General features: G+C 65.5%; 18 protein-coding genes, 1 tRNA gene and 1 pseudogene. 5 read left to right on the top strand and 15 right to left on the bottom strand.

Annotation, left to right across the window (positions count from 1 at the left end):
* Positions 1 to 5: 5 nt before the first annotated feature.
* Positions 6 to 2,171 (bottom strand): putative bifunctional diguanylate cyclase/phosphodiesterase, encoded by a 2,166-nt coding sequence (locus ACVCMJ_RS14280; RefSeq protein ID WP_447082059.1) that lies wholly within the window; start codon positions 2,169 to 2,171, stop codon positions 6 to 8.
* Positions 2,172 to 2,426: 255 nt separating this feature from the next.
* Between ACVCMJ_RS14280 and ACVCMJ_RS14275 the strand changes: the two genes are divergently transcribed.
* Both ACVCMJ_RS14275 and ACVCMJ_RS14270 read left to right on the top strand, forming a co-directional pair.
* Complete coding sequence (locus tag ACVCMJ_RS14275; RefSeq protein WP_447082058.1) at positions 2,427 to 2,705, top strand: type II toxin-antitoxin system RelE/ParE family toxin; 279 nt, start codon at positions 2,427 to 2,429, stop codon at positions 2,703 to 2,705.
* A gap of 9 nt (positions 2,706 to 2,714) precedes the next feature.
* Complete coding sequence (locus ACVCMJ_RS14270) at positions 2,715 to 3,038, top strand: HigA family addiction module antitoxin (protein ID WP_447082057.1); 324 nt, start codon at positions 2,715 to 2,717, stop codon at positions 3,036 to 3,038.
* An 11-nt stretch (positions 3,039 to 3,049) separates the two neighbouring features.
* Here ACVCMJ_RS14270 and ACVCMJ_RS14265 read toward each other — a convergent pair.
* Positions 3,050 to 3,126, bottom strand: a tRNA-Pro gene (locus ACVCMJ_RS14265).
* Positions 3,127 to 3,171: 45 nt separating this feature from the next.
* Complete coding sequence (ispB, locus tag ACVCMJ_RS14260) at positions 3,172 to 4,137, bottom strand: octaprenyl diphosphate synthase (protein WP_447082056.1); 966 nt, start codon at positions 4,135 to 4,137, stop codon at positions 3,172 to 3,174.
* A 104-nt stretch (positions 4,138 to 4,241) separates the two neighbouring features.
* Here ispB and ACVCMJ_RS14255 point away from each other — a divergent pair, with 104 nt between their 5' ends.
* Positions 4,242 to 5,093, top strand: a complete 852-nt coding sequence (locus ACVCMJ_RS14255) for an ATP-binding protein (protein ID WP_447082604.1) — start codon at positions 4,242 to 4,244, stop codon at positions 5,091 to 5,093.
* Positions 5,086 to 6,078, top strand: coding sequence for a Nudix family hydrolase (locus ACVCMJ_RS14250; protein ID WP_447082055.1), 993 nt, complete (start codon positions 5,086 to 5,088; stop codon positions 6,076 to 6,078). The genes ACVCMJ_RS14255 and ACVCMJ_RS14250 overlap by 8 nt, the downstream gene beginning before the upstream one ends.
* Here ACVCMJ_RS14250 and ACVCMJ_RS14245 read toward each other — a convergent pair whose 3' ends face one another.
* The 7 genes from ACVCMJ_RS14245 to ACVCMJ_RS14215 are packed head-to-tail and all read right to left on the bottom strand — an operon-like array spanning position 6,079 to position 17,140.
* Positions 6,079 to 7,536 carry an efflux transporter outer membrane subunit gene (locus ACVCMJ_RS14245; protein WP_447082054.1) on the bottom strand — a complete coding sequence of 486 codons (1,458 nt, stop codon included), beginning with the start codon at positions 7,534 to 7,536 and terminating at the stop codon, positions 6,079 to 6,081.
* A 13-nt stretch (positions 7,537 to 7,549) separates the two neighbouring features.
* Positions 7,550 to 10,654 carry an efflux RND transporter permease subunit gene (locus ACVCMJ_RS14240; RefSeq protein WP_447082053.1) on the bottom strand — a complete coding sequence of 1,035 codons (3,105 nt, stop codon included), beginning with the start codon at positions 10,652 to 10,654 and terminating at the stop codon, positions 7,550 to 7,552.
* The gene (locus tag ACVCMJ_RS14235) at positions 10,651 to 13,731 is read right to left on the bottom strand and encodes a multidrug efflux RND transporter permease subunit (protein ID WP_447082052.1); all 3,081 of its coding nucleotides are present in this window, start codon (positions 13,729 to 13,731) and stop codon (positions 10,651 to 10,653) included. Before ACVCMJ_RS14235 ends, ACVCMJ_RS14240 begins: the two co-directional genes overlap by 4 nt.
* Positions 13,728 to 14,975: an efflux RND transporter periplasmic adaptor subunit gene (locus ACVCMJ_RS14230; RefSeq protein ID WP_447082051.1), complete on the bottom strand. Its 1,248-nt coding sequence runs from the start codon at positions 14,973 to 14,975 to the stop codon at positions 13,728 to 13,730. Before ACVCMJ_RS14230 ends, ACVCMJ_RS14235 begins: the two co-directional genes overlap by 4 nt.
* 10 nt (positions 14,976 to 14,985) lie before the next feature.
* Entirely contained in the window at positions 14,986 to 15,738 is a 753-nt protein-coding gene (gene zapD, locus ACVCMJ_RS14225) for a cell division protein ZapD (protein WP_447082050.1), read from the bottom strand.
* Positions 15,739 to 15,749: 11 nt separating this feature from the next.
* The gene (gene coaE / locus ACVCMJ_RS14220; protein WP_447082049.1) at positions 15,750 to 16,382 is read right to left on the bottom strand and encodes a dephospho-CoA kinase; all 633 of its coding nucleotides are present in this window, start codon (positions 16,380 to 16,382) and stop codon (positions 15,750 to 15,752) included.
* A 14-nt stretch (positions 16,383 to 16,396) separates the two neighbouring features.
* The gene (locus ACVCMJ_RS14215) at positions 16,397 to 17,140 is read right to left on the bottom strand and encodes a prepilin peptidase (protein WP_447082048.1); all 744 of its coding nucleotides are present in this window, start codon (positions 17,138 to 17,140) and stop codon (positions 16,397 to 16,399) included.
* Positions 17,141 to 17,245: 105 nt separating this feature from the next.
* Between ACVCMJ_RS14215 and ACVCMJ_RS14210 the strand changes: the two genes are divergently transcribed.
* The gene (locus tag ACVCMJ_RS14210; RefSeq protein WP_447082047.1) at positions 17,246 to 17,950 is read left to right on the top strand and encodes a hypothetical protein; all 705 of its coding nucleotides are present in this window, start codon (positions 17,246 to 17,248) and stop codon (positions 17,948 to 17,950) included.
* Between the two features lie 148 nt (positions 17,951 to 18,098).
* On the opposite strand, the pseudogene ACVCMJ_RS14205 reads toward ACVCMJ_RS14210, so the two are convergent.
* The 5 genes and pseudogenes from ACVCMJ_RS14205 to ACVCMJ_RS14185 form a co-directional block, all read right to left on the bottom strand.
* Positions 18,099 to 18,257 (bottom strand): annotated as a pseudogene (locus ACVCMJ_RS14205) (LuxR C-terminal-related transcriptional regulator); the annotation flags it as partial.
* Positions 18,258 to 18,385: 128 nt separating this feature from the next.
* Positions 18,386 to 19,246 carry a pantoate--beta-alanine ligase gene (panC, locus tag ACVCMJ_RS14200; RefSeq protein WP_447082046.1) on the bottom strand — a complete coding sequence of 287 codons (861 nt, stop codon included), beginning with the start codon at positions 19,244 to 19,246 and terminating at the stop codon, positions 18,386 to 18,388.
* A 22-nt stretch (positions 19,247 to 19,268) separates the two neighbouring features.
* Positions 19,269 to 20,141, bottom strand: a complete 873-nt coding sequence (locus tag ACVCMJ_RS14195; RefSeq protein WP_447082045.1) for a segregation and condensation protein A — start codon at positions 20,139 to 20,141, stop codon at positions 19,269 to 19,271.
* Positions 20,142 to 20,150: 9 nt separating this feature from the next.
* Complete coding sequence (locus ACVCMJ_RS14190) at positions 20,151 to 20,342, bottom strand: DUF3460 family protein (protein WP_447082044.1); 192 nt, start codon at positions 20,340 to 20,342, stop codon at positions 20,151 to 20,153.
* 62 nt (positions 20,343 to 20,404) lie between these two features.
* Positions 20,405 to 21,214, bottom strand: coding sequence for a helix-turn-helix transcriptional regulator (locus ACVCMJ_RS14185; protein WP_447082043.1), 810 nt, complete (start codon positions 21,212 to 21,214; stop codon positions 20,405 to 20,407).
* Between the last annotated feature and the right edge of the window lie 13 nt (positions 21,215 to 21,227).

The following is a 21,227-nucleotide window of genomic DNA, read 5'->3' as shown; positions in this document are numbered from 1 at the left end:
CCCGCTCAGTTCGGCACGACATGCTGCAAGGTAAAAGAATCCGCGGATTCCGGCCTTCCAAACAGATAGCCCTGCGCCTCCATGCAGTCGTATTGGAGCAAAATGTCCCGCTGTGCCTCGGTCTCCACCCCCTCGGCGATGACCTCCAGATCGAAATTGCGCGCGATGTCGACAATGGCACGCACGAGCGCTTCATCCTGCCGTGACTCCGCAATCTGCTGCACGAACGAGCGATCGATCTTGATGCGCGTCAGCGGGTAATGCTTGAGCAGACTGAGGGATGCATACCCGGTACCGAAGTCGTCGAAGGCAACGCCTACGCCAATGTCGCGCAACTTCCGCAAAGAGGGAAGAACGGCTTCCTCATTGTCGAGTGCGATGTTTTCCGTGATCTCCAACTCCAACGCCTGCGGAGGCAGCCGGTGCCTGGCAAGCACTCCCATCACCTTTTCCGGCAAATCCCCCGCCCGGAACTGCGCCTCGAAGAGATTCACGCCCATGCGCAAATCGCCCATGCCGGTATTTCGCCAGCGCGTGGCCTGGGAGCAGGCCACATCAAGTATCCAGTCGCCCACGGTCACCGCCAAAGGCCCCCCCTCCAACACAGACAGGAATTCTCCGGGAGTGAGCAAGCCGAGCCGGGGATGCTGCCAACGAATCAAGGCCTCCGCCCCGACTACGGAACCGTCCCGGATGTGAACCTGAGGCTGGTAGTGGAGCAGCAGCTCGCCATTGTCCACCGCGCGGTATAGCTCGCTGCCATACTGCCGACGTGAACTGGCCGCCGACCGCAGCTTCGGCTTGAAGACGAGGGCATGTCCTCTCATATTCGCTTTTGCATTGAAAAGCGCCAGATCGGCATTCCCGATGAGTTCAGTCGCTTCGTCGGCATGTTGCGGCGCCAACGCGATGCCACAACTGACAGCGACGTGCAGGTGGTGCCTGTCAACCTCTACGGGGCGTTTGATTTCGTGGATCATCGCGTCGGCGACCATTTGAGCAGCGTCCACCGTAGCCACGTCCAGCAGATGGAGAGCAAACTCATCGCCTCCGATCCGGGCAACGACATCGCCGGCTTTCACGCTACCGCGCAATCGACGACCAATCTCACAAAGAATGCGGTCTCCAACGGAGTGCCCCAAGGTATCGTTGATGTCCTTGAAACTATCCAGATCCAGAACCAGAACGGCGCTCTTCCGCCCGGCGACGATGCTCTCGTGAATGGATCGGAGGTAGAGCCCGCGATTGGCCAAGCCGGTCAGCGTATCGAAATTCGCCAACCGCGTCAGTTCTTCCTGATGCCGCAGCCGTTCGCTGACGTCCTGGGCGATAGCGCCAAACCGGATCTGTCCGTGCTCTTCCCACAGGGAAGCCGCCAACTCGGCGGGAAATTCAGAGCCATTTTTGCGCCGGCCGATAATCTCGATGGGAGTCTCGCATAGTGCGTCCCTGTGTGCCAATGCGCCGACGATGCGCAACCGGAACGCTGCGCGCTGGTGTTCAGGCATGAGCACTTCGATGCTTTGCCCGAGCAGTTCAGCCGGTTGGTAGCCGAACATTCGAGCCGCGGCGGCGTTCCACGCAAGGATTCTGGAATCCGCCCCAAACGATACGATCGCTGATGGAGAATGCTCCGCCAAGGCGTCGAATCGGGACGTGCCCCTGTGCAATGCCCTGTCCATGCGCCGCAGTTCCAGCTTGTCGGCAACGATGCGAGCCAGTTCGCGCAAAGCGCTTTTATCGGGATCCGACAACCCCGCGCGAGGCTCGTGATCGATGACGCACAGCGCCCCCAGAGGCCACCCCTTGGGCGAAACCAGAGGCACGCCGGCGTAGAACCTGATCCCCGACGCACGCCGCACCAAAGGGTTGTCATGGAAGCGCTCATCATGCAATGCGTCCGGCACGACCATGACGTCTTCCTGGGTGATGGCATGAGCACAGAACGAAACGTCCCTGCGCATGTCCGCGCCGCTGATGCCGGTGCTGGCGGCGAAGAACACGTGATCGTTCCCGACGAGGTTGACGGCCGACATGGGGACGTTGAAGATTTTGGTCGCCATCGACACGATCGGCTCCAGACTGGGGAGCTCCTCACCCTCGTCGAATTCGTACTCTGCCAGTGCTGCCAGGCGCTCCGGCTCGCTGTCGAAGACGGGTGGGCATCGCATGCGTATCCTCCGGAGAAATAACAATCAGTAGCGTAGGATTAACAAGTGATACGACATCTGTCAAGTAGAGATTTTGGAAGCCAGTGCGTACCCGACGCTTTGGACACCGGGTCACAGACGATCGCCGCGATACTGTCGACGGACCGGCCCAAACCCTCCGCCTTCAACTCTTCGATGTAATTTCAGGGTTCCCCCGAATCTCACGTCGAAAAATAACGAATATCGTTAAACGCGGTACGTTATAATCGAGTCGACATGATCATCTCGTTTCGCAGCAAACCCACGCAATCGTTGTTCGAAGGGAGAACGGTAGCGACGTTCGCCAACATCCGCATGGTCGCCGAACGCAAGCTGCAGATGTTGAACCGGGCTACGCGATTGAGCGACCTGCGCGTGCCTCCGAACAACCGGCTGGAGGCACTGGCTGGCAATCGAAAGGGACAGCACAGCATTCGCATCAACGATCAATGGCGCGTGTGCTTCGTCTGGACAGGCACGGACGCGACTGACGTCGAGATCGTCGACTATCACTAGGAGTCCAACATGACAAAGACCCAGCACCCCGTCCACAACGGCATGCGTCCCATACACCCCGGCGAGATTCTCCGAGAGGAGTTCCTCGTGCCGATGAACATGTCAGCCAGCGCCCTGGCGGTGGCATTGCACGTGCCTGCGCCGCGCGTCAACGATGTGGTGCGCGAACGCCGTAGCGTGACGGCTGATACCGCGCTGCGGCTGGCTAAATTCTTCGGTACGAGCGAAGCCTTCTGGATGGGCTTGCAGGACGACTACGACTTGGCCTTGGCCCGCAGGGGGCTGGACGAAACGCTGGAGAGCATCAAGCCGCTGGAAGCATCCGCCGTCTGACGATGAAATAGTGGTCGGGGTGACATGATTCGAACATGCGACTCCTACGTCCCGAACGTAGTACTCTACCAGGCTGAGCTACACCCCGACGGTGTGATCGGCAGGCAACAACGAAGCACCTGTCGCGGGAACTTCAACGGTCTCGGTCGACCGCGAAAGCACAGAATTTTAGCAGAGTTTCGCGATATTCGGAATTCGGGAAGGCAGACAACGCCTCGCGCGCCCGATCCGCTTCGACATGAGCTGCGGCGCGCGTGTAGTCCAGCGCATCCGTGGCGCGAATGGCCTGCGCCACTGCAGCAAAATCAGCGTGGCCTGTTTCGATGGCGCCCCGGATCAGCGAACGCTGCTCGGCCGTGCCAGCCTCCATGACGCGAATCAGGGGCAGCGTGGGCTTGCCTTCACGCAGGTCGTCACCGACGTTCTTGCCCAGCGTCTGCGCATCGCCGCTATAGTCGAGCACATCGTCAATCAACTGGAACGCCGTGCCAACGTGCCGCCCATAGTCGGCGGCAGCCGACTGCAGCTTCGCATCGGCCCCTGAAATGATCGCCCCCACCTGGGCGGCCGCCTCGAAAAGCCGGGCCGTCTTGTAGCGCACCACCTGCAGGTAGCGGTCCAGCGATACGTCGGGATCATGCACATTGAGGAGCTGCAGGACCTCGCCCTCGGCGATCACAGTGGTGGCGGAGGACAGCACCGCCATGGCCGCCATGGAGTCGGTCTCCACCATCATCTCGAAGGAACGGGAATACAGATAATCGCCCACCAGGACGCTGGCTGCGTTGCCGAACACCGCGTTCGCCGTGTCGCGCCCCCTGCGCATGTCGGACTCGTCCACCACGTCATCGTGCAGCAGCGTGGCCGTATGGATGAACTCCACCACCGCCGCCAGCCGGTGATGGTTCACGCCCTGGTAGCCCAGGGCGTTGGCCACCAGCAGCACCACAGCCGGCCGCATGCGCTTGCCGCCCGCCCCCACGATATAGTCGCCGATCGTGCGGATCAGCACGACCTCGGAATCCAGGCGCGCGCGGATGACTGCGTCGACCGCCTGCATGTCGGAAACGATGGGAGCAAACAGTTCAGAGAAATTCAAGGCGGACCCGACTGCTGTTGGGCGCCCGCAGGACGCGGCCGCAAGGACCCAGATTATACTTTCCGTGTCATATTCAGGAGAACCCAGTGGTTGCCCCCGCCAAAATGCAGGACCTCGCTGAGCGCGCGCTGGCCGTGCTCGCACAGCTGGAGGCCTGGTTGCCTCCCGCCCCGCCCCCCATCGACTGGACAGCCCACGCGTTTCGCTGGCAACGCCGTGGCGCGCGCGGATGGCTGGATGCGGTGCGCACCCTGGCGCCCATTCGCCTGCAGGATCTGCAGCATATCGAGCGGCAGAAATCCATCATCGAGCGCAACACCGTGGCGTTCCTCCAGGGAAAGCCCGCGAACAACGTCCTCATGACGGGCGCGCGCGGCACCGGAAAGAGCTCGCTGGTGCGGGCTCTGCTGGACGCCCACGCCGAGCGGGGACTGCGGCTCATCGAGCTCGACAAGTCCGACCTGGGGGATCTGGGCCAGATCTCCGAGCTGATCCAGGGGCGCCCCGAGCGCTTCATCGTCTTCTGCGACGATCTCTCCTTCGAGGAAGGCGAGGCGAGCTACAAGGCGCTGAAGTCGGCGCTGGATGGCTCCGTGTCATCGCCCGGCGACAACCTGCTCATCTATGCCACGTCCAACCGGCGCCACCTGATGCCGGAATACATGCACGAAAACCTGCAGGCCGAACACCAGGCGGATGGGGAAATCCACCCCGGCGAGACTGTCGAAGAAAAGATCTCGCTCTCGGAACGGTTCGGGCTGTGGCTGTCGTTCTACCCATTCGCCCAGGACGACTACCTGGACATCGTGAACCACTGGCTGCAGACTCAGGGCTGCCCGGCGCCGCAAATCGAAGCGGCCCGCACCGAAGCGCTGCAATGGGCGCTGGAAAGGGGCTCGCGCTCCGGGAGAGTGGCACGGCAGTTTGCACGTGACTGGGCGGCTCGCCATGTCTAAACCCTACGTACGTGTGGCAGCCGGCCTGATCCTGGATCAAAGGGGCCGCCTGCTGCTGGGGCAACGCCCGGATGGCAAGGCCTGGCCCGGCTGGTGGGAGTTCCCGGGCGGCAAGATCGAGGCCGGCGAAACTGTCCGGCAGGCGCTGGTGCGGGAGCTGGATGAAGAACTCGGCATCCGCGCCACGCATGTGTACCCCTGGGTCGTCCACGTGCACGAATATCCAAAGACCATCGTGGAACTGGCGTTCTGCCAGGTCACGGCTTGGGACGGCGAACCGCATGGCCGCGAGAACCAGGCGCTGGATTGGGTGGATCCCTGGGCGATCCGCCTGGACGAGTGCGAACACCCCATCGCTCCGGGAGGCGGGTCGCTGCTTCCCGCCGCCGCCCCGCCGCTGCGCTGGCTGCGCCTGCCTATGCACTATCGGGTCAGCCACATCGGCACGCCCGACGGGTTGGACGCATGGCTGGCGGAGCTGCGCCAGGAACTGATGCACGGGCTGCGGCTGGTGCAGTTCCGCGAAGCGGCCTGGTCGGGCGACGAGGCCTCGCTGCGCGAAGCCTTCGAGGCCACGCTGGCGCTCTGCCGCCAGCACGATGCGCGCTGTCTCGTCAATAGCCGCCATCCGCACGCCTGGTGGTCACGGGCCGACGGCGTGCAACTACGGGCCGAGGACGCTCGCAAGATCCTGCAGCAGGACACGCGCCCCCCCGGATGGCTCGGCGTCTCGGCCCACCAGGAAGAAGACGTCGCCTGCGCCCGGCAGCTTCAGGCCGATTTCGTGGTGCTGGGCCATGCCCTGCCGACGCCCAGCCATCCCCAGGAACCGCCTCTGGGCTGGGAGCGCTTTCAGTCGCTGGCCCTGCGCGCCGGACGTCCGGTTTTCGCGATAGGAGGGCAATCGGCCGACACGCTGGAAACCGCCCGCATGCACGGCGCGCACGGCGTTGCGGCGCAGCGAGGAGCGCTGGTCGGCCCCTGATCAGGACCCCCCAGCCTCCGGCGCCGCGAGCCCGGGCCACCCGCCGCCCAACGCGGCCACGAGCTGCACGGCCGCATCCAGGCGTTGTGCCCGCAGGCTCAGGGCGTTTTGCTCGGCGCTCAGGGCGCTGGCCTGCGCCTGCACAACGTTCAGATAATCCACCAGGCCAGCCTGGTATTGATTGACGGTCTGGCGCACGCTTTCACGCGCGGCAGCCAGGGCACGGTCCTGGGCGGCCTGTTCATCGATCATGTCGTGCGCCTGAACCAGCGCGTCTTCGACCTCACGCAGCGCGTCCAGCACCGTCTTGCGATACGCAGCGGCCTGGGCATCGTAGGCCGCCCGTGCCTGCGACACGGCGGCACTGCGCGCCCCGCCATCGAAGATCGTCAGGGCCAGGGCCGGACCCAGGGTCCAGAAACGCGCGGGTGCCGTGATCCACGACGCAAACGCGCCCGCGCTGTAGCCGCCTTCGGCACTGAGCGTCAGATTCGGAAACCAGGCGGCCTGGGCCACGCCGATCTGCGCATTGGCCTGCGCCGCGCGCCGCTCGGCGGCCGCGATATCCGGCCGATGCTCCAACAGGGACGACGGCACACCGGCCGGAACGCCCGGTACGGCGGGCAAGCCTTGCCCGCCGGGCATCTGGAACTGCGAAGGCACCTCGCCCACCAGTACGGCGACGGCGTGGATCTGCTGCTGCCGCTGCCAGCCCAGGCGGATACGCTGCACGCGCGTCTGCTCGAGCTGCGCGGAAGCCGCTGCCACATCGGCCGGCGACGCAACCCCCGCCGCCAGACGGTTGCGGGTCATTTCGAGCGCGCGGGAATATGCCTGGAGGGTGCGCGCGAGCAGGTCATCCTGAAGCTGGCTCAGGCGGATGGCAAAATAGGACTGCGCCAGCGTGGACTGAAGGCTCAGCCGCACCCCGGCCAGATCCGCCGCGCTGGCCTGCTCCCCGGCGCGCGCGGCCTCCACGCCGCGACGGACGCGTCCCCACAGGTCCACCTCCCAGTTCACGCTGCCCGACAGGTTGTAGCTCGTGGTCGGGCCGCCGGGCCCCGCAGCGCCCTGCTCGCCCCGTCCCACGGAGACCGACGTGCCCACCGTCGGGAACAGGCCGGCCCGGGAGGCCGCCAGCGCGGCACGCGCCTGGCGATACTGCGCCTCGGCCTGCGCCAGATCGGGATTCGCACGCGGCATCTGCGCCATCAACGCGTCGAGTGAGTGGTCTCCAAACGCATGCCACCATCCCTGCACCACCGCCATCTTTGGCTGGGCCGGATACCAGTGGCCCTCGGGCGCGCCGCCATAGGCCGCGCCGACATCCTGGGGCGGACGATGATAGTCGGGTCCCACCGCGCAAGCGCTCAGCAGCAGGCTCGCGCCCACGGCCATACAAAGGGCGGCCCCACGCGGCCAGTGCGAACGGCCCAACGAATGCCGGAGTTCGATCATCTCTGTTTTCCTATCATCCCGGGACTCCAATGGAAGGCTGCGGCATGCCGGGATTGCGGCGCCTCCTCAGCCGGTCGAGCGTCAGGTACACCACCGGAGTCGTATAAAGCGTGAGCACTTGGCTGACCAGCAGGCCGCCAAAGATCGTCAGCCCCAGGGGCCGGCGCATCTCCACGCCCGCGCCTGTGGCCAGCAGCAGCGGCAAGGCGCCCAGCATGGCCGACAAAGTCGTCATGAGAATAGGCCGGAATCGCGCCAGGCAGGCCCGATAGATCGCCTCGCGCGGGTCCAGGCCCTCGCGGCGTTGGGCCTGGAGGGCAAAGTCGACCATCATGATGGCATTTTTCTTCACGATACCGATGAGCAGGAACACGCCGACCAAGGCAATCAGCGTGAACTCCATCCCCACCAGCCGCAGTGCCAGCAGCGCCCCCACGCCCGCCGAGGGCAGCGTGGAGAGGATGGTAATGGGATGGATGGTGCTCTCGTAGAGCATGCCCAGCACCAGATACATGGCGACCAGCGCCGCCACCAACATCCAGGGCTGCTGCGCAACGGCATTGCGCATCATGCTGCTGCTCTGGTCCAGGTGCGCCTGCATCTCCTGTGTGGGCAGATTGATGCCCGCCATCGCCCCGTCGATCGCCTTCAACGCCTGGTCCAGCGAAACGCCTGGCGCCAACCCGAAATCAATGGAATAGGACGCGAGCAGGCCATCGTGGTCCACGGCGTTGGGAGCCACCGATTCGCTCAGGTGCGTGAAGGCCAGGAGCGGCACACGCTGGCCGCCCGCCGTGACCACCTGCATCGCCTGCAGAGAATGGACATCCTGCGTATATTGCGGCTGCAGCGCCATGACGACGTGATATTGGTTCAACGCACCATACAGCACGGCCACCTGGCGCTGGCTGAAGCCATTGTTCAGGACGGCGGCGAGATCGGACATCTGGACGCCCAGCCGGCGGGCGGCATCGCGATCAACCTGCAATTCGACCTGGCGCCCCTTGTCTTCCACGTCGGCATCCACGTCGGTAAGCTGCGGCAACGCCGCCAGCGCGTTGCGCACGCGGGGCAGCCAGCGGGCCAGCAGCGGCAGGTCGCTGCCCAGCAGTTCGTAGGAATAGGAACCGGAGCGTGAAGAATTGCCGACGAAGATGTCCTGCTGCGGGACCAGAAACATGCGCGCGCCGGGCGTATGCTGGAAACGCGGCCGCAGCCGGTTCACCACCTCGGTGGCGCTGGCTGTTCGCTGCGACAGCGGCTTGAGCTGGATCTGGATGAAGCTGGAATTGCTGCCACCCCGCCCGCCGGCGTAAGCCGTGACCGTATCCACAGCGGGATCCGCCAGCAAGATCTTGCGAAAAGCATCCAGCCGCGCCTGAGTCTGATCGAACGAGTCTCCCGTGTCCACACGGAAGAACGCCAACAGTTGCCCGGTGTCTTGTTGGGGGAAAAAGCCCTTTGGCACGCTGATGTACAGATACACGTTCAGCCCCACGGTGGCCAGCAGCAGGAGCAGCACCAGGCGCGAATGGTCCAGCGACCAGCGCAGTGACCGCTGATAGGCCTGCATGCAGACCTCCCCTACGCGCGCCAGGCCGCGCGCCAGGCGCCCGCGCCGGGCCGGCTCGCGAGGCGGCTGCAGCTTCAGCAGATGGGCCGCCATGACGGGCGTCAGCGTCACCGAAATCAGCAGCGACACCAGAATCGCAACCGACAGCGTCACCGCGAATTCCTTGAACAGGCGCCCGACCAGCCCGCCCACCAGCCACAGCGGGATGAAGACCGCGATCAGCGACACACTCATCGCCAGCACCGTGAAACCGACTTCAGTCACACCGCGCAGCGCAGCGCGCGCCGGCCGCATGCCGCGCTCCACATGACGCATGATGTTTTCCAGCACGACGATGGCGTCGTCCACCACGAAACCGGTCGCGACGATGAGCGCCATGAGCGAAATCGTGTTCAGCGTGAAGCCGAACCACCACATGAGGCTGAACGTGCTGATCAGCGACGCCGGCACGGCAATGGCCGGGATCAAGGCGGCACGCCAGTTTCCCAGGAAGACCAGCACCACCGCGACCACCAGGATCACCGACAGGACCAGCGTCAGCTCGGCCTCGTGCAGCGACGCTCGAATGCTGGGCGTCCTGTCCTGTGCGATCGTCAGGCGCACGCGCTCCGGCAGCAGCGACTGGAACGCCGGCAACAGCGTACGAATCTGGTCGACGGTGTCGATGATGTTGGCATCCGCCTGGCGACGGATGATGAGCAGCACGGCTCGCTGGTCATTGAAGTAGCCAATCTGGTTGGTATCCTCTACCGAATCCTGGACCCGCGCCACATCGCCCAGACGCACCGGCCGGCCGTTCTTCCAGGCGACGACCAGCGGTGCGTAATCAGCCGCATGGCGCAACTGGGCACCCGAGCGGATCTGCCACTGAGTGGCGCTTTCCTGCACTACGCCACCCGGCCTGAGCGTATTCACGTCCTGCAGCACCTGGCGCACCTGGTCCAGCGAAACGCCCATGGATTCCAGCGTACGCGGGTCGAGCAGCACCCGCACGGCGGGCAGCGAGCTGCCTCCCAGCGTCACCTGTCCCACGCCGCTGACCTGGGCGAGTTTCTGCGCCAGCACAGTGGAGGCCAGGTCATAGAGCTCGCCCTGCGTGGCCGTCTGGGAGGTCAGCGCCAGGGTCATGATGGGCGACGACGATGAATTCACCTTGCGGTAGGTCGGATTCTCGCGCATGCCGGACGGCAGTTGGGGGCGCGCCGCATTGATCGCTGCCTGCACGTCTCGGGCCGCACTATTGATATCCCGATCCAGCTCGAACATGAGCGAGATGTTGGTCTGTCCCTCGCGGCTGCGCGAACTCATGCTGCTCACCCCGGCAATCGAGCCCAAGGCCTGCTCCAGCGGCATGGCGACACTGGAGGCCATGGTCTCCGGGCTGGCACCGGGCAGCGAAGCCGACACCGCAATCATGGGGAAGTCCACCTGCGGCAACGGAGCCACCGGCAGAAAGCGCAAGGCCAGCACGCCCGCCAGCACCAGCGCCAGGCACAGCAGGCTGGTCCCGATGGGCCGACGCAGGAAGAGCGCAAAGAACCTCATGGCGCCGCGGCCTTGCGCCCGTGCGCCAGGCGTTCAAACATCAGATAAATGACGGGCGTCGTGAAAAGCGTGAGCAACTGGCTGCACAGCAGGCCGCCCACCATCGCCAGTCCCAGCGGCTGGCGAAGCTCGGCGCCGGATCCCGAAGCCAGCATCAGCGGGATGGCGCTGAAGAAGGCCGCCAGCGTCGTCATGAGAATCGGACGAAAACGCAGCAGCGCGGCTTCGTGGATGGCGGCCTGCGGCCCCAGGCCGCGCTCGCGCTGGGCATCCAGTGCAAAATCGATCATGAGAATGGCATTTTTCTTCACGATGCCGATGAGCAGGATGATGCCGATGACCCCGATCATGTCCAGTTCCGTCCCGCCCAGCCACAAAGCGGCCAAGGCGCCGATGGCGGCCGACGGCAGCGTCGATAGAATGGTCACGGGGTGGATGGTGCTCTCGTAGAGCACGCCCAGCACGATATACATGGTCACCACGGCAGCGAGCAGCAGCCAGAGCGTGCTGGACAGCGACGCCTGGAAGGCCCTGGCCGCCCCCTGGAACTGGGTATCGACCGCCGCGGGCACCTGCAGATCCGCCCGCGTGGCGTCGATCGCCCGCACAGCGTCGGAAAGCGCCACGCCGGGCCCTAGATTGAACGACACGGTGACCGCCGGAAACTGATCCAGCCGCTGCTCGGCCAGCGGCATGAGGCCGGGCTGCAGCCGGGCCACCGCCGAGAGTGGCGTGACGCCCGAGGAGCCGGTCGGCACATAGAGATGCTGCAGGGCCGAGGGGCCCGACGCCAGCAGGGCGGCATTCGCCTCCAGGACGACGCGGTACTGTGCCGACTGGGTATAGATCGTGGAAATCAGCCGCTGCCCGAAGGCGTCGTATAGCGCATCGTCGATGGAAGCCTGCGTGACACCCAGCCGCGCGGCGGCATCGCGATCCACGATGACCGACAAGGCCAGCCCGCGATCCTGCTGGTCGCTGCTGACGTCACGCAGTTGCGGCAGCCCCCGCATGGCCTCCGCCAGTCTGGGTGCCCACTGAGCCAGCGCGGCGGGGTCGGGACTGGAAACCGTCATCTGATATTGTGCGCGACTGATCTGGTCCTCCACCGACAACTCCTGCACCGGCTGCAGGTAGACCTGCAGGCCCACCACCGCATGCAGGGCAGCGGTGAGCCGATTCATGACGACATCGGCCCGGTCCGCACGGTCCGCCAGCGGCTTGAGCGTGATCTGCAGCCGGCCGGTATTCAAGGTGGTGTTGTCGCCGTCGATACCGATGAAGGACGACACCGAGTCGACCGCAGGGTCCGCCAGCACACGGTCGACCGCCGCGCGCTGCAGTTTCTCCATGACGGCAAAGGATGCCGTCTGCGGCCCCTGCGTGATGGCCAGGATGGCACCGGTATCCTGCTGCGGGAAAAAGCCCTTGGGAATTCCCAGGTACAAACCGGCCGTGACGAACAGCGTCGCCAACGCCACCCACAGCGTGGCCCGCTGATGGCCCAACACCCACGTCAGCGCCACGTCATACGCCTCGACCAGGCGGTCCATGGCGCGCCCCGCACGGCGCAGAAACGGACCATGCCGTTCTTCCGATTCCGGCCGCAACAGCCGGGCGCACATCATGGGGGTGAGCGTGAGTGAAATCAGCAGCGACAGCAAAATGGCCACTGCCAGCGTGACCGCGAATTCCCGAAACAGGCGCCCGACCACGTCCGCCATGAACAGCAGCGGAATGAGCACCGCGATCAGCGACACGGTGAGCGAGACCAGCGTGAAGCCGATCTGCCGGGCGCCCTGCAGTGCCGCCACCAGCGGCTTCTTGCCGTCCTCGATATGGCGGGCGATGTTCTCGATCATCACGATGGCATCGTCCACCACGAACCCCGTGGCGATCGTCAACGCCATCAACGTCAGGTTGTTGATCGAAAAACCCAGCAGAAACATGAGCCCGAAGGTGCCGATGAGCGACAGGGGCACGACCACGCCGGGGATCAGGGTCGCCCGCCAGGTGCGCAGGAAGACGAACGTTACGGCGACCACCAGAAAAATGGCCAGCAGCATCTCCATCTCCACATGCGAGACCGAGTCGCGGATGGTGTGCGTGCGGTCTGCGGCGACCTGCAGATCCACACCGGTCGGCAGCGTCTGGCGCAACCCCGGCAGCAAGGCCTGAACACGGTCCACCACGTCGATGACGTTGGCACCCGGCTGGCGCTGGATGTTCAGCAAAATGGCCGGCGTCCGGCCGAACCATGCGGCCTGGTGACTGTCTTGGGCCGCCTGCTGGATCCGCGCCACATCGCGCAGCCGCAGCGGAGCACCGTTTTCATACTTCAGAATCAGGCGCCCGTAATCCGAGGGGTCCTGCAACTGGTCATTGACGTTGATCGTGAGGGACCGCTGGGGACCATCCAGGTTGCCCTTCGGCTGGTTCACGTTGGCCTGCGTCACAGCCTTGCGCACGTCGGCCAGCGTGAGGCCATGCGCGGCCAGCGCCTGCGGGTCGGCCTGGATGCGCACGGCCGGACGCTGCCCTCCCGTCACGCCCACCAGCCCCACGCCGCTGATCTGGGCAAGCTTCTGGGTCACGCGAACTTCGATCAGATCCCGGACCTGGTACAGCGGCAGGGTCGGCGACGTCACCGCCAGCGTCACGACGGGCGTATCGGCCGGATTGACCTTGTTGTAAATCGGCGGCGATGGCAGGTCCGAGGGCAGCAGGTTGGACGCCGCGTTGATGGCGGCCTGGACTTCCTGTTCGGCCACGTCCAGCGGCAGCCCGAGGTCGAAGCGCAGCGTGATGCGCGACGACCCCCCCGAACTCGTGGACAGCATCTGCGACAGCCCTGGCATCTGCCCGAACTGGCGTTCCAGCGGAGAAGTGACCAGCGCCGTCATGACATCCGGGCCCGCCCCCGGATACAGCGTGGTCACCTGAATCGTCGGAAAATCCACCTGGGGAAGGGCGGACACGGGTAGTTCCCGATACCCCATGAAGCCCGCCAGGACAATGGCGATCATGGCCAGCGTGGTGGCCACAGGCCGCAGGATGAAGGGGCGCGACAGGTTCACGAGCCCTTGGCTCCTCCCGGGGCGCCGGTTCTGGCCGCAGCGGCAGCCGCCCCGGCCGGCGCCGAGGCCGGCGCTCCGTCATCCGCTGCGGTGTCCGGTGCCACCGGTTCCACCGAACTGCCATCACGCAATCGGTCCGTGCCCTCGACCACGATGCTGTCGCCGGCCTGGAGGCCCGATTCAACCACGACGCGATTGCCGTCATCCACCCCCGTCGCCACCATCACGACATGGGCCTTGTGCTGGGCATCGACGCGATAGACGAACTCGCCCGCCGAACCGCGCTGCACGGCCCGCAGCGGCACCACGACACCGGATTCCAGCCCCAGCCTCAGGCGAACCTGGACGAACTGGTTCGGAAACAGCGCTTCATCCGCATTGGGGAACCGTGCCTTGAGCTGCACCGTCCCGGTGGTCACGTCAATCTGGTTATCGACCGCCAGCAATGCCCCGGTGGCCACGGCCGGCCCCCCCGCCACGAGCGTCAGTTGCGTCTGCAGATCGGGCTGCCGCCGCCTGGCCGTCAGCAAGGCCGGCAATTGTCCCTGCGGGATCGAGAACACCACGTCCATGGGCTGGTTCTGCGTGAGCACGACCAGCCCCCCCGTGTCCGCGGCATGGACCATATTGCCCACGTCCACTTTGTGCAGCCCTAGCCGGCCATCGCCAGGCGATACGATGCGTGTATAGCCGAGCTGCAGCCGCGCATCGGCCACGGCCGCCTGATCGGCCTGGATCTGTCCCTGCAGCTCACGCACCTGCGCGCGCGCGGCGTCGAGCTGTTGCCGGGCCACCGAATTCTGCTTGTAAAGCGTCTCATAGCGCGCCAGGTCCAGCCGCGCGTTATCGAGTTGCGCCTCATGCTGGGCCTGCTGACCCAGCGCCTGCTGCAGCGCGATTTCAAAAGGATGTGGATCGATCTCGGCCAGCAGATCGCCGGCATGAACCGCCTGGCCATCCGTGAAGTGCAACGCCTGCAGCGGCCCGTCCACGCGCGACCGGATGGTGACGGTGCGCACAGGCGTCACCGTTCCCAGCGCCCGCAGGGTGCGATCGATCTGGCCCGGTTCGGCCTTCGCCACGGACACTGGAGTAGGGACGTCCGCTGCCCCGCCGCCGGGGCCTGGGCGGCCAACCTGGTGCCGCGGCCATAGCCAAAATGCCAAGACCACCACCGCACAGAGGACTACGCCCAGCCAGATCCGGCCACGCCGGTGCCCTGTCCGCGTCAAGGACTCGACCATGGGAAAAATCCTAGATATTGCAGCGCGCCAGGCGGAACTTGATATCCCGGCCAACCGGCTGAGGCTTGGTCATGCTGTCTTGCGCGGAGAAACGGACCCAGATGACGTACTTGTTGGCGCTGATTTCGGGAAACACTCCCAAGGCGGGGTCCACCCAGACGCGCAGCAGCTGGAAGGTCTTGCCGCCGAGCATCTCCTGATAGGCACCCTGAGTGGCCACCTGGTCCTGTGCATCGCCCGCATCGCGCAGCAGATGCAGTATGAGTCCCACCGCGTTGTGCAGAGACATGAACGGCTCGACCCAGCCGTGCAGGTCACGCGATCGCACCGACGGCGACCGGCTCTGCCAAGAATAATACGAGGGGAGATCGATGGGCGAAGACCCACCCGGCACGGTGATGCGGCCACGCAGGCTGGCCAGCCACTCATTGTCGCGCAGCTCCTGACCGATACGCCCCTGGTCGGCCAGCCGGCTGGACGCGGCCTGGATATCGCGCAGCAGCTTGTCGAGCGTGGTCCGGTCCACCCCGGGGTGCTCGCGCAGCGCCGACAATGCCGAGCGATGCCGATCCAGGTCCTGCAGGACGGCCGTGCGTACATCCGCGCGATCACAGATGTCCAGCAGCTCGAAGAGCGTGGTCATGGCAATCTGATGGCAACGGGGATCTTCGCCCTTGACGAAGAAAAACAGACGGTCGAACAGATATTCGACCCTCAGCAGGGTCCGCACACGTTCATTGCAGGGATTTTCGTACAAAATCACGCGGTGAGATCCTACTCATGGGTGGTATGTCCGGCCGAATATCGGGCCGCCCGACCACACCAGACGTCGTGAAAACCCCGTGTCCGCACACGCAGCGTGTCCAGATCCGTCATGCCGTCATTGAGGATGACGTCATCGGCAGCCGCCAGGCGATTCTCCCGGGATGCTTGAGCGGTCATGATACGCTCAATGGTATCGCGCGTCAGCCCGCTGCGGGCCTGCACGCGGCGGATCTGAGTCTCCGGATCGCAATCGACCACACACACCCGATCCACCCTCGAACGCCAGCGCCCGGACTCCACCAGCAAGGGGACGACGAAGACGCGGTACAGGCCCGTGGCCCGGGCCGCCTCGGCCATGACGGCCTTCTCGATGAGCGGATGAACGATGGATTCCAGATCGCGACGCACCGCCGGATCCCCAAACGCGCGCTCACGCACCCAGCCCCGGTCCATACCGCCGTCCGCACGGACGGCGGCATCCCCGAAGCGGGCGCGGACCCCCGCCATGGCGGCACCGCCGGGCGCCGTGAGCGCGTGGGCGATGCGGTCGGTGTCAATGACGGCCGCGCCCCACTCGCCCAGCCAGTCGGCGACCTGGGATTTGCCGGATCCAATTCCGCCGGTCAGGCCGATGGAAAACATGCGCGCACCCGATCTCAAAACCATGACTGTAACGCAGGCACGCCCGAGATGGCGGGCATGGCTGCAGCGGCAATACAGGGACCGAAGGGTCCACCCGATCTGGAACGACCGCCGCGGCCGAAACAGCGCTGCCAGGCCCAGGCCACCAGCCCCACCACACAGGCCTGCCATAGAACGGACATCGTCGCCGGAACACCCAGCCACGCTGCCAGCGCGGCGAGGCATTTGACGTCCCCCGCGCCAAAGCCATCCTGCCCGCGCAGCCAGCGATAACCACCTGCCGCCCACGCCAGCCCGGCCCAGACCAATGCCGACGCACTGCTCGCGGCCTCCAGGGACAGCGGGCCGCATAGCCATCCCGCCACCATGAGCGGCAGGGTGATCGCATCGGGCAGCAAGCCGCTGCGTGCGTCGATCCACCCCAGCGACATCAACGTCAGACACAGTCCCAGAGGCTCCAGCGCAGAGGCGCCCCAAAACGCCGTAGCCGCCCCGGCGCCCCCGCCCCAGAGCGCGGCGCAGACCCTATCGGGCCACGCCAGCCTGCGCCGCCGCCATGCCACCCCGGCCGCACCCCACAAAGTGGCCGCATCGGGTATCGCACCCAGCTCCAGACGTTGGGCATAATGATCGGCCCAGCGCGGCAGACAGGCGCCGCCGTGCGTCAGGACCAGGACCATGGCCCCCCAGGCCAACCAATGAAGGGGGCGGAAATTCCATGCGGCCCAACTCGAAAATTCAGGAATGATGGCGAACATTGGCTCTGCTTCCGCTCCCTGGCCGCGGGCTTCCCGCCTCCGCCCATCGCCAAGCCTTCCCCAAATGCGTAGAATGGCGGCTTCAGAACCCGCAGGTCATCGCCCATGTCGCGCCGCCCCGTTTTTGTCTCGCCCATCCGGCTCGTCGGCCTGAGCCTGCTCGTCCTGTTGGGGGCCTGCACGCAACAAAACCAGCCAGGCTACTACGACACCCCCCGCGAAAACACCGTGTCGGACGCGCTGCACCGGGCCCAGGGCGACGCGGGAACCGTGGCACCGTCCCAGCTGCAGCTAGGCTTTGGCGCCCAGAGCCGGAAGCCTGCGAATGGTGCCACCGGGGCTCCGGAAGGCGCGCCTGGCACAACACCTCCGCAGGCCGCAGCTGCCGCCGGCGCACCGGCAGCGGCAGCCGGCCCCCGAAGCGGCATGCCCGAGGCGCTGCGCGAGACCCGCACCTATCTCGGGACCGTCCCCTGTCCCGACAACGGCCTTTGTTCGGCCGCCCGCATGACCCTGACGCTGGCGCCTGATGGCCAATGGCGCGCCCGCAACGCGACGCTGACCGGAAACGGCCCCACGCAGACCGTGATGGGCTGCTGGTTTCTGGCCGGCACGGAGCCTGCCCGCATCGTCCTGCAATCCGGCGACCAGTCGTACGCCACGCTCGAGCTCATCCAGTCGAACGTGCTGAAACTGACCCGCCTGAACGGGCAGGCGCCGCTGCTGGAATCACGGCTGACGCGCCAGGCGGACATTGATCCCATCGACGAACTGGCGTCGAAACCCGCCCAAGCCTGCCCGGCTCATTGATCGCGATCGGCGCCTCTGGCGCCACGGGTCGCGGATCAGCCACCCCCGTACCCGACGCCGCAGCGGCCAGGCGGCCGCCCAGGCAACGCTGGGTGAGCTGTACGGCATTTCGCACCCGCATTTTCATGAAGATCCGTGCGCGATGGGCTTCTATCGTGCGCTGGGAAATGCCGAGTTCGGCTGCGATGATCTTGTTGGGTGTGCCGCGCGTGATATAGGCCGCGATTTCGCGTTCCCGTCCGGTCAGTGTGTCCAGCAGGAAATTCGCCGTCGCCTCGTGAGCGGATGTTTGCCGCAATTCAGCCATGATGGTCCCCTTTTGGAGTTGTTCTTGGGGGCATTCTGGCACGACGTCACCAGGCCCATAACTGCCAGTTCTAACAGGTCCCATCCGTCTGTGGAAATGCCGCGGGAAGGGTCGGGCGAGGCTTCCTGTCAGGCGTCCGGTCCGAGCCGGAACTCCAGATTGTCGATGAGACGGGTGGTCCCCAGCCGGGCCGCCGTGAGCACCACAAGCGGTTCGCCCGCACGGATCTCGGCGATGGTCGGAGTCAGCAAGTCGCGCTGGCGGCGCAACGCCACATAATCCGGGTCCCAGCCCCGATCCCGAAGCGTCTGCATGGCCTGTGCGCCGACACGCGCGGCATCGCACTCGCCAGACCGGACCTGGTCCCGCACCCGCTGCAACAAGCCGTACAGATTGGGCGCCTCGGCCCGTTCGGACGGGTCCAGATATCGGTTACGCGACGACAGCGCCAGACCGTCCGTGTCGCGCACCGTTTCATGGGCGATGATCTCGACGGGAAGTTGGAACTGCCGGCACATGGCGCGCACGACCATGAGCTGCTGATAGTCCTTCTTGCCAAAAACGGCCACCTGCGGCTGGACGCACGAAAACAGCTTCAGCACCACGGTACTGACGCCCGTGAAGAAATCCGGCCGGAACTCGCCTTCCAGGATCTTGCCCAGCGCCTCGCCGGGCTGAATGCGGAAATTCTGGGGCTCGGGGTACATCTCGGATTCATCCGGCGCAAAAAGCACATAGACGTCCCGGGCGTCTTCCAGCTTCGCGATGTCATCGGCCAGGGTCCTGGGATACCGGTCGAAATCCTCGCCCGGGGCGAACTGCAGCCGATTGACGAAGATGCTGGCCACCACCGGGTCGCCGTGCTGGCGCGCCAGCTTCATGAGCGAAAGATGCGCGGCGTGCAGGTTGCCCATGGTCGGCACGAAGGCCACCCGCAGTTGGCCCCGCAACTGGTCACGCAGTTCTTCGATGGTATGAACGACTTTCAAGCGGCATCTCCGGCAATCGGCCCTAGGCCGATTGCGTATAGGTCAGTCTGACGTACAGCGGCGCATAGGCCGCCGCCTGGGTGATTTCCAGCAAGGATTCGCGGGCAAGCTCCAGCAGCGCGAGAAAATGGACGACGATGACCGCGGCCGGGTCGCCCGACGCAATGCGCTCCATGAAAAGCTCCGTGAATTCCATGAACCGGACGCCCGACAGCCGCCGAAGGATATGGCTCATATGGTCGCGCACGGACAGTTGCTCGCGCGTGATTCGATGACTGGCATTGAGCTGGGCACGATGAAGGATCGCCGCCCAGGCATCGCGCAGGTCCTGGGCGCGGACCTCGGGCAGCGCCTGCTCCAGTGAAACTTCAGCCTGCGCACCCGCCAGGAAAAAATCCCGACCCACACGCGGCAACGCGTCCAGGCGCTGGGCCGCGAGCTTCATGCGCTCATATTCCAGCAGCCGACGCACCAGTTCCGCGCGCGGATCCTCGGGCTCCTCGCCCGTATCGGACCGGCGCACCGGCAACAGCATGCGCGACTTGATCTCGATGAGCAGCGCCGCCATGAGCAGGTATTCGCCTGCGAGTTCCAGGTTGGTACGCCGCACCTGCTCCACATACGTCAGATATTGCGCCGTGACCTCGGCCATGGGAATGTCCAGAACGTTGAAATTCTGCTTGCGAATCAGGTACAGCAGCAGGTCCAGCGGCCCTTCGAAGGCCTCTAGGAAGACTTCGAGCGCGTCGGGCGGGATGTACAGATCCTGTGGAATGGAAAACAGCGGCTCCCCGTACAGACGAGCCAGCGCCACGTGGTCCACCACATCGGGCGTGCTGTCCACGGGGGGCTCCATCAGCGCCTCCATCCCGCCGGCCCGGTCGCCTGCGGCCATGTCGCAGAATCAGTCGTGCTGATAATAGACGTAGGGATCCTGCGGGACGCGCGCCGAGCGGAACCCTTCCTGCTGCTCGGCATCGAGTTCCTTGTCCCACAAGCGGAATCGCCCGGCGCGCTGACGCGCTTCGGTGTCAGGATTGTCCGTCTTGTAGTGGTTCAGGAACTGGGTCAGTTCGGATTGGAAGTTGTTTGCCATGATAACGTGCTGTTGCCGATCGCCATGATCGATGCGCCCCAAGTGTACCCCACCCTCCGCCACTAGCGGCTGTCGTGAGACCCCGACACCAGGCTTTCCAACAACATCACCAGTTTGCAATCCGGTCGTATCGCCAGCCGAAAGGTGAACTGGCGGAAGGACAGGCGGCCATCGACGGGATGCTGGAATTCACGCAGCCCCCCTTCCCGGTCCACCACCGCCTGGCGCGTCCAGCACTGCGCAAAGAGCGCGCTGCCGGTCTGTAGTTCGGCGACCAGCTTCTGAATGTCCGGGTCCGAGGCGTGGCCGGCCACGTCGGCACGGAACTCGGCGACGACCCGGCTCGCCCGTTCTTCCCAATCGACCACCAGGCGGCGGGCCGCCGGGTCCAGGAAAATGTAACGCAGGAGATTCGGCCGGCCCCGGCTGGGCCACCCGTCGAAGACGTGCAGCAGTGGCGTGTTCCAGGCGAGCATGTTCCACGCCTGGTCGAGGATGTAGGCCGGGCAGCCGATGTTGTCCACACAATCCGCGAGCCCGTCCGGCAGCGCAATGGCATCCCGCCGATCCGCATCCGGGTCCGCGCACCCGGCCAGACTGAACAGATAGTGGCGTTCCGCGCGCGTCAGCCGCAGCGTTTGCGCGAGACGGACCCATACGTCGGCGGAGACCGTCACCTCGCGCCCCTGCTCGATCCAGGTGTACCAGGTCGTGCTGATGCCGCAGAGCTGCGCGAGTTCTTCGCGGCGCAGCCCCGGCGTACGCCGTCTCGCCCCGGGCGGCAAGCCATGGTCCGCCGGCCCCACGCGCCCCCGGGCGCTGCGCACGAATGCACCCAGGGCCTTGCGCCGCGCAGTGTCTTCGCCTGGCACGCCCAGTCCCCCG

The organism is Castellaniella sp. UC4447_H14 (genome assembly GCF_052978285.1).
Note: the sequence above shows the minus strand (reverse complement) of the source record. Positions and strands in the feature narration are given on the sequence as shown.

Coding starts and splice junctions, on each gene's coding strand:
- ACVCMJ_RS14250 (WP_447082055.1), top strand. CDS start 5,086: ATGTCTAAACCCTACGTACGTGTGGCAGCCGGCCTGATCCTGGATCAA.
- ACVCMJ_RS14240 (WP_447082053.1), bottom strand. CDS start 10,654: ATGAGGTTCTTTGCGCTCTTCCTGCGTCGGCCCATCGGGACCAGCCTG.
- ACVCMJ_RS14275 (WP_447082058.1), top strand. CDS start 2,427: ATGATCATCTCGTTTCGCAGCAAACCCACGCAATCGTTGTTCGAAGGG.
- ACVCMJ_RS14195 (WP_447082045.1), bottom strand. CDS start 20,141: ATGGCCGCAGGCGACCGGGCCGGCGGGATGGAGGCGCTGATGGAGCCC.
- ACVCMJ_RS14230 (WP_447082051.1), bottom strand. CDS start 14,975: ATGGTCGAGTCCTTGACGCGGACAGGGCACCGGCGTGGCCGGATCTGG.
- ACVCMJ_RS14270 (WP_447082057.1), top strand. CDS start 2,715: ATGACAAAGACCCAGCACCCCGTCCACAACGGCATGCGTCCCATACAC.
- ACVCMJ_RS14245 (WP_447082054.1), bottom strand. CDS start 7,536: ATGATCGAACTCCGGCATTCGTTGGGCCGTTCGCACTGGCCGCGTGGG.
- ACVCMJ_RS14255 (WP_447082604.1), top strand. CDS start 4,242: ATGCAGGACCTCGCTGAGCGCGCGCTGGCCGTGCTCGCACAGCTGGAG.
- ACVCMJ_RS14190 (WP_447082044.1), bottom strand. CDS start 20,342: ATGGCAAACAACTTCCAATCCGAACTGACCCAGTTCCTGAACCACTAC.
- ACVCMJ_RS14210 (WP_447082047.1), top strand. CDS start 17,246: ATGTCGCGCCGCCCCGTTTTTGTCTCGCCCATCCGGCTCGTCGGCCTG.
- coaE (WP_447082049.1), bottom strand. CDS start 16,382: ATGTTTTCCATCGGCCTGACCGGCGGAATTGGATCCGGCAAATCCCAG.
- ACVCMJ_RS14280 (WP_447082059.1), bottom strand. CDS start 2,171: ATGCGATGCCCACCCGTCTTCGACAGCGAGCCGGAGCGCCTGGCAGCA.
- ACVCMJ_RS14215 (WP_447082048.1), bottom strand. CDS start 17,140: ATGTTCGCCATCATTCCTGAATTTTCGAGTTGGGCCGCATGGAATTTC.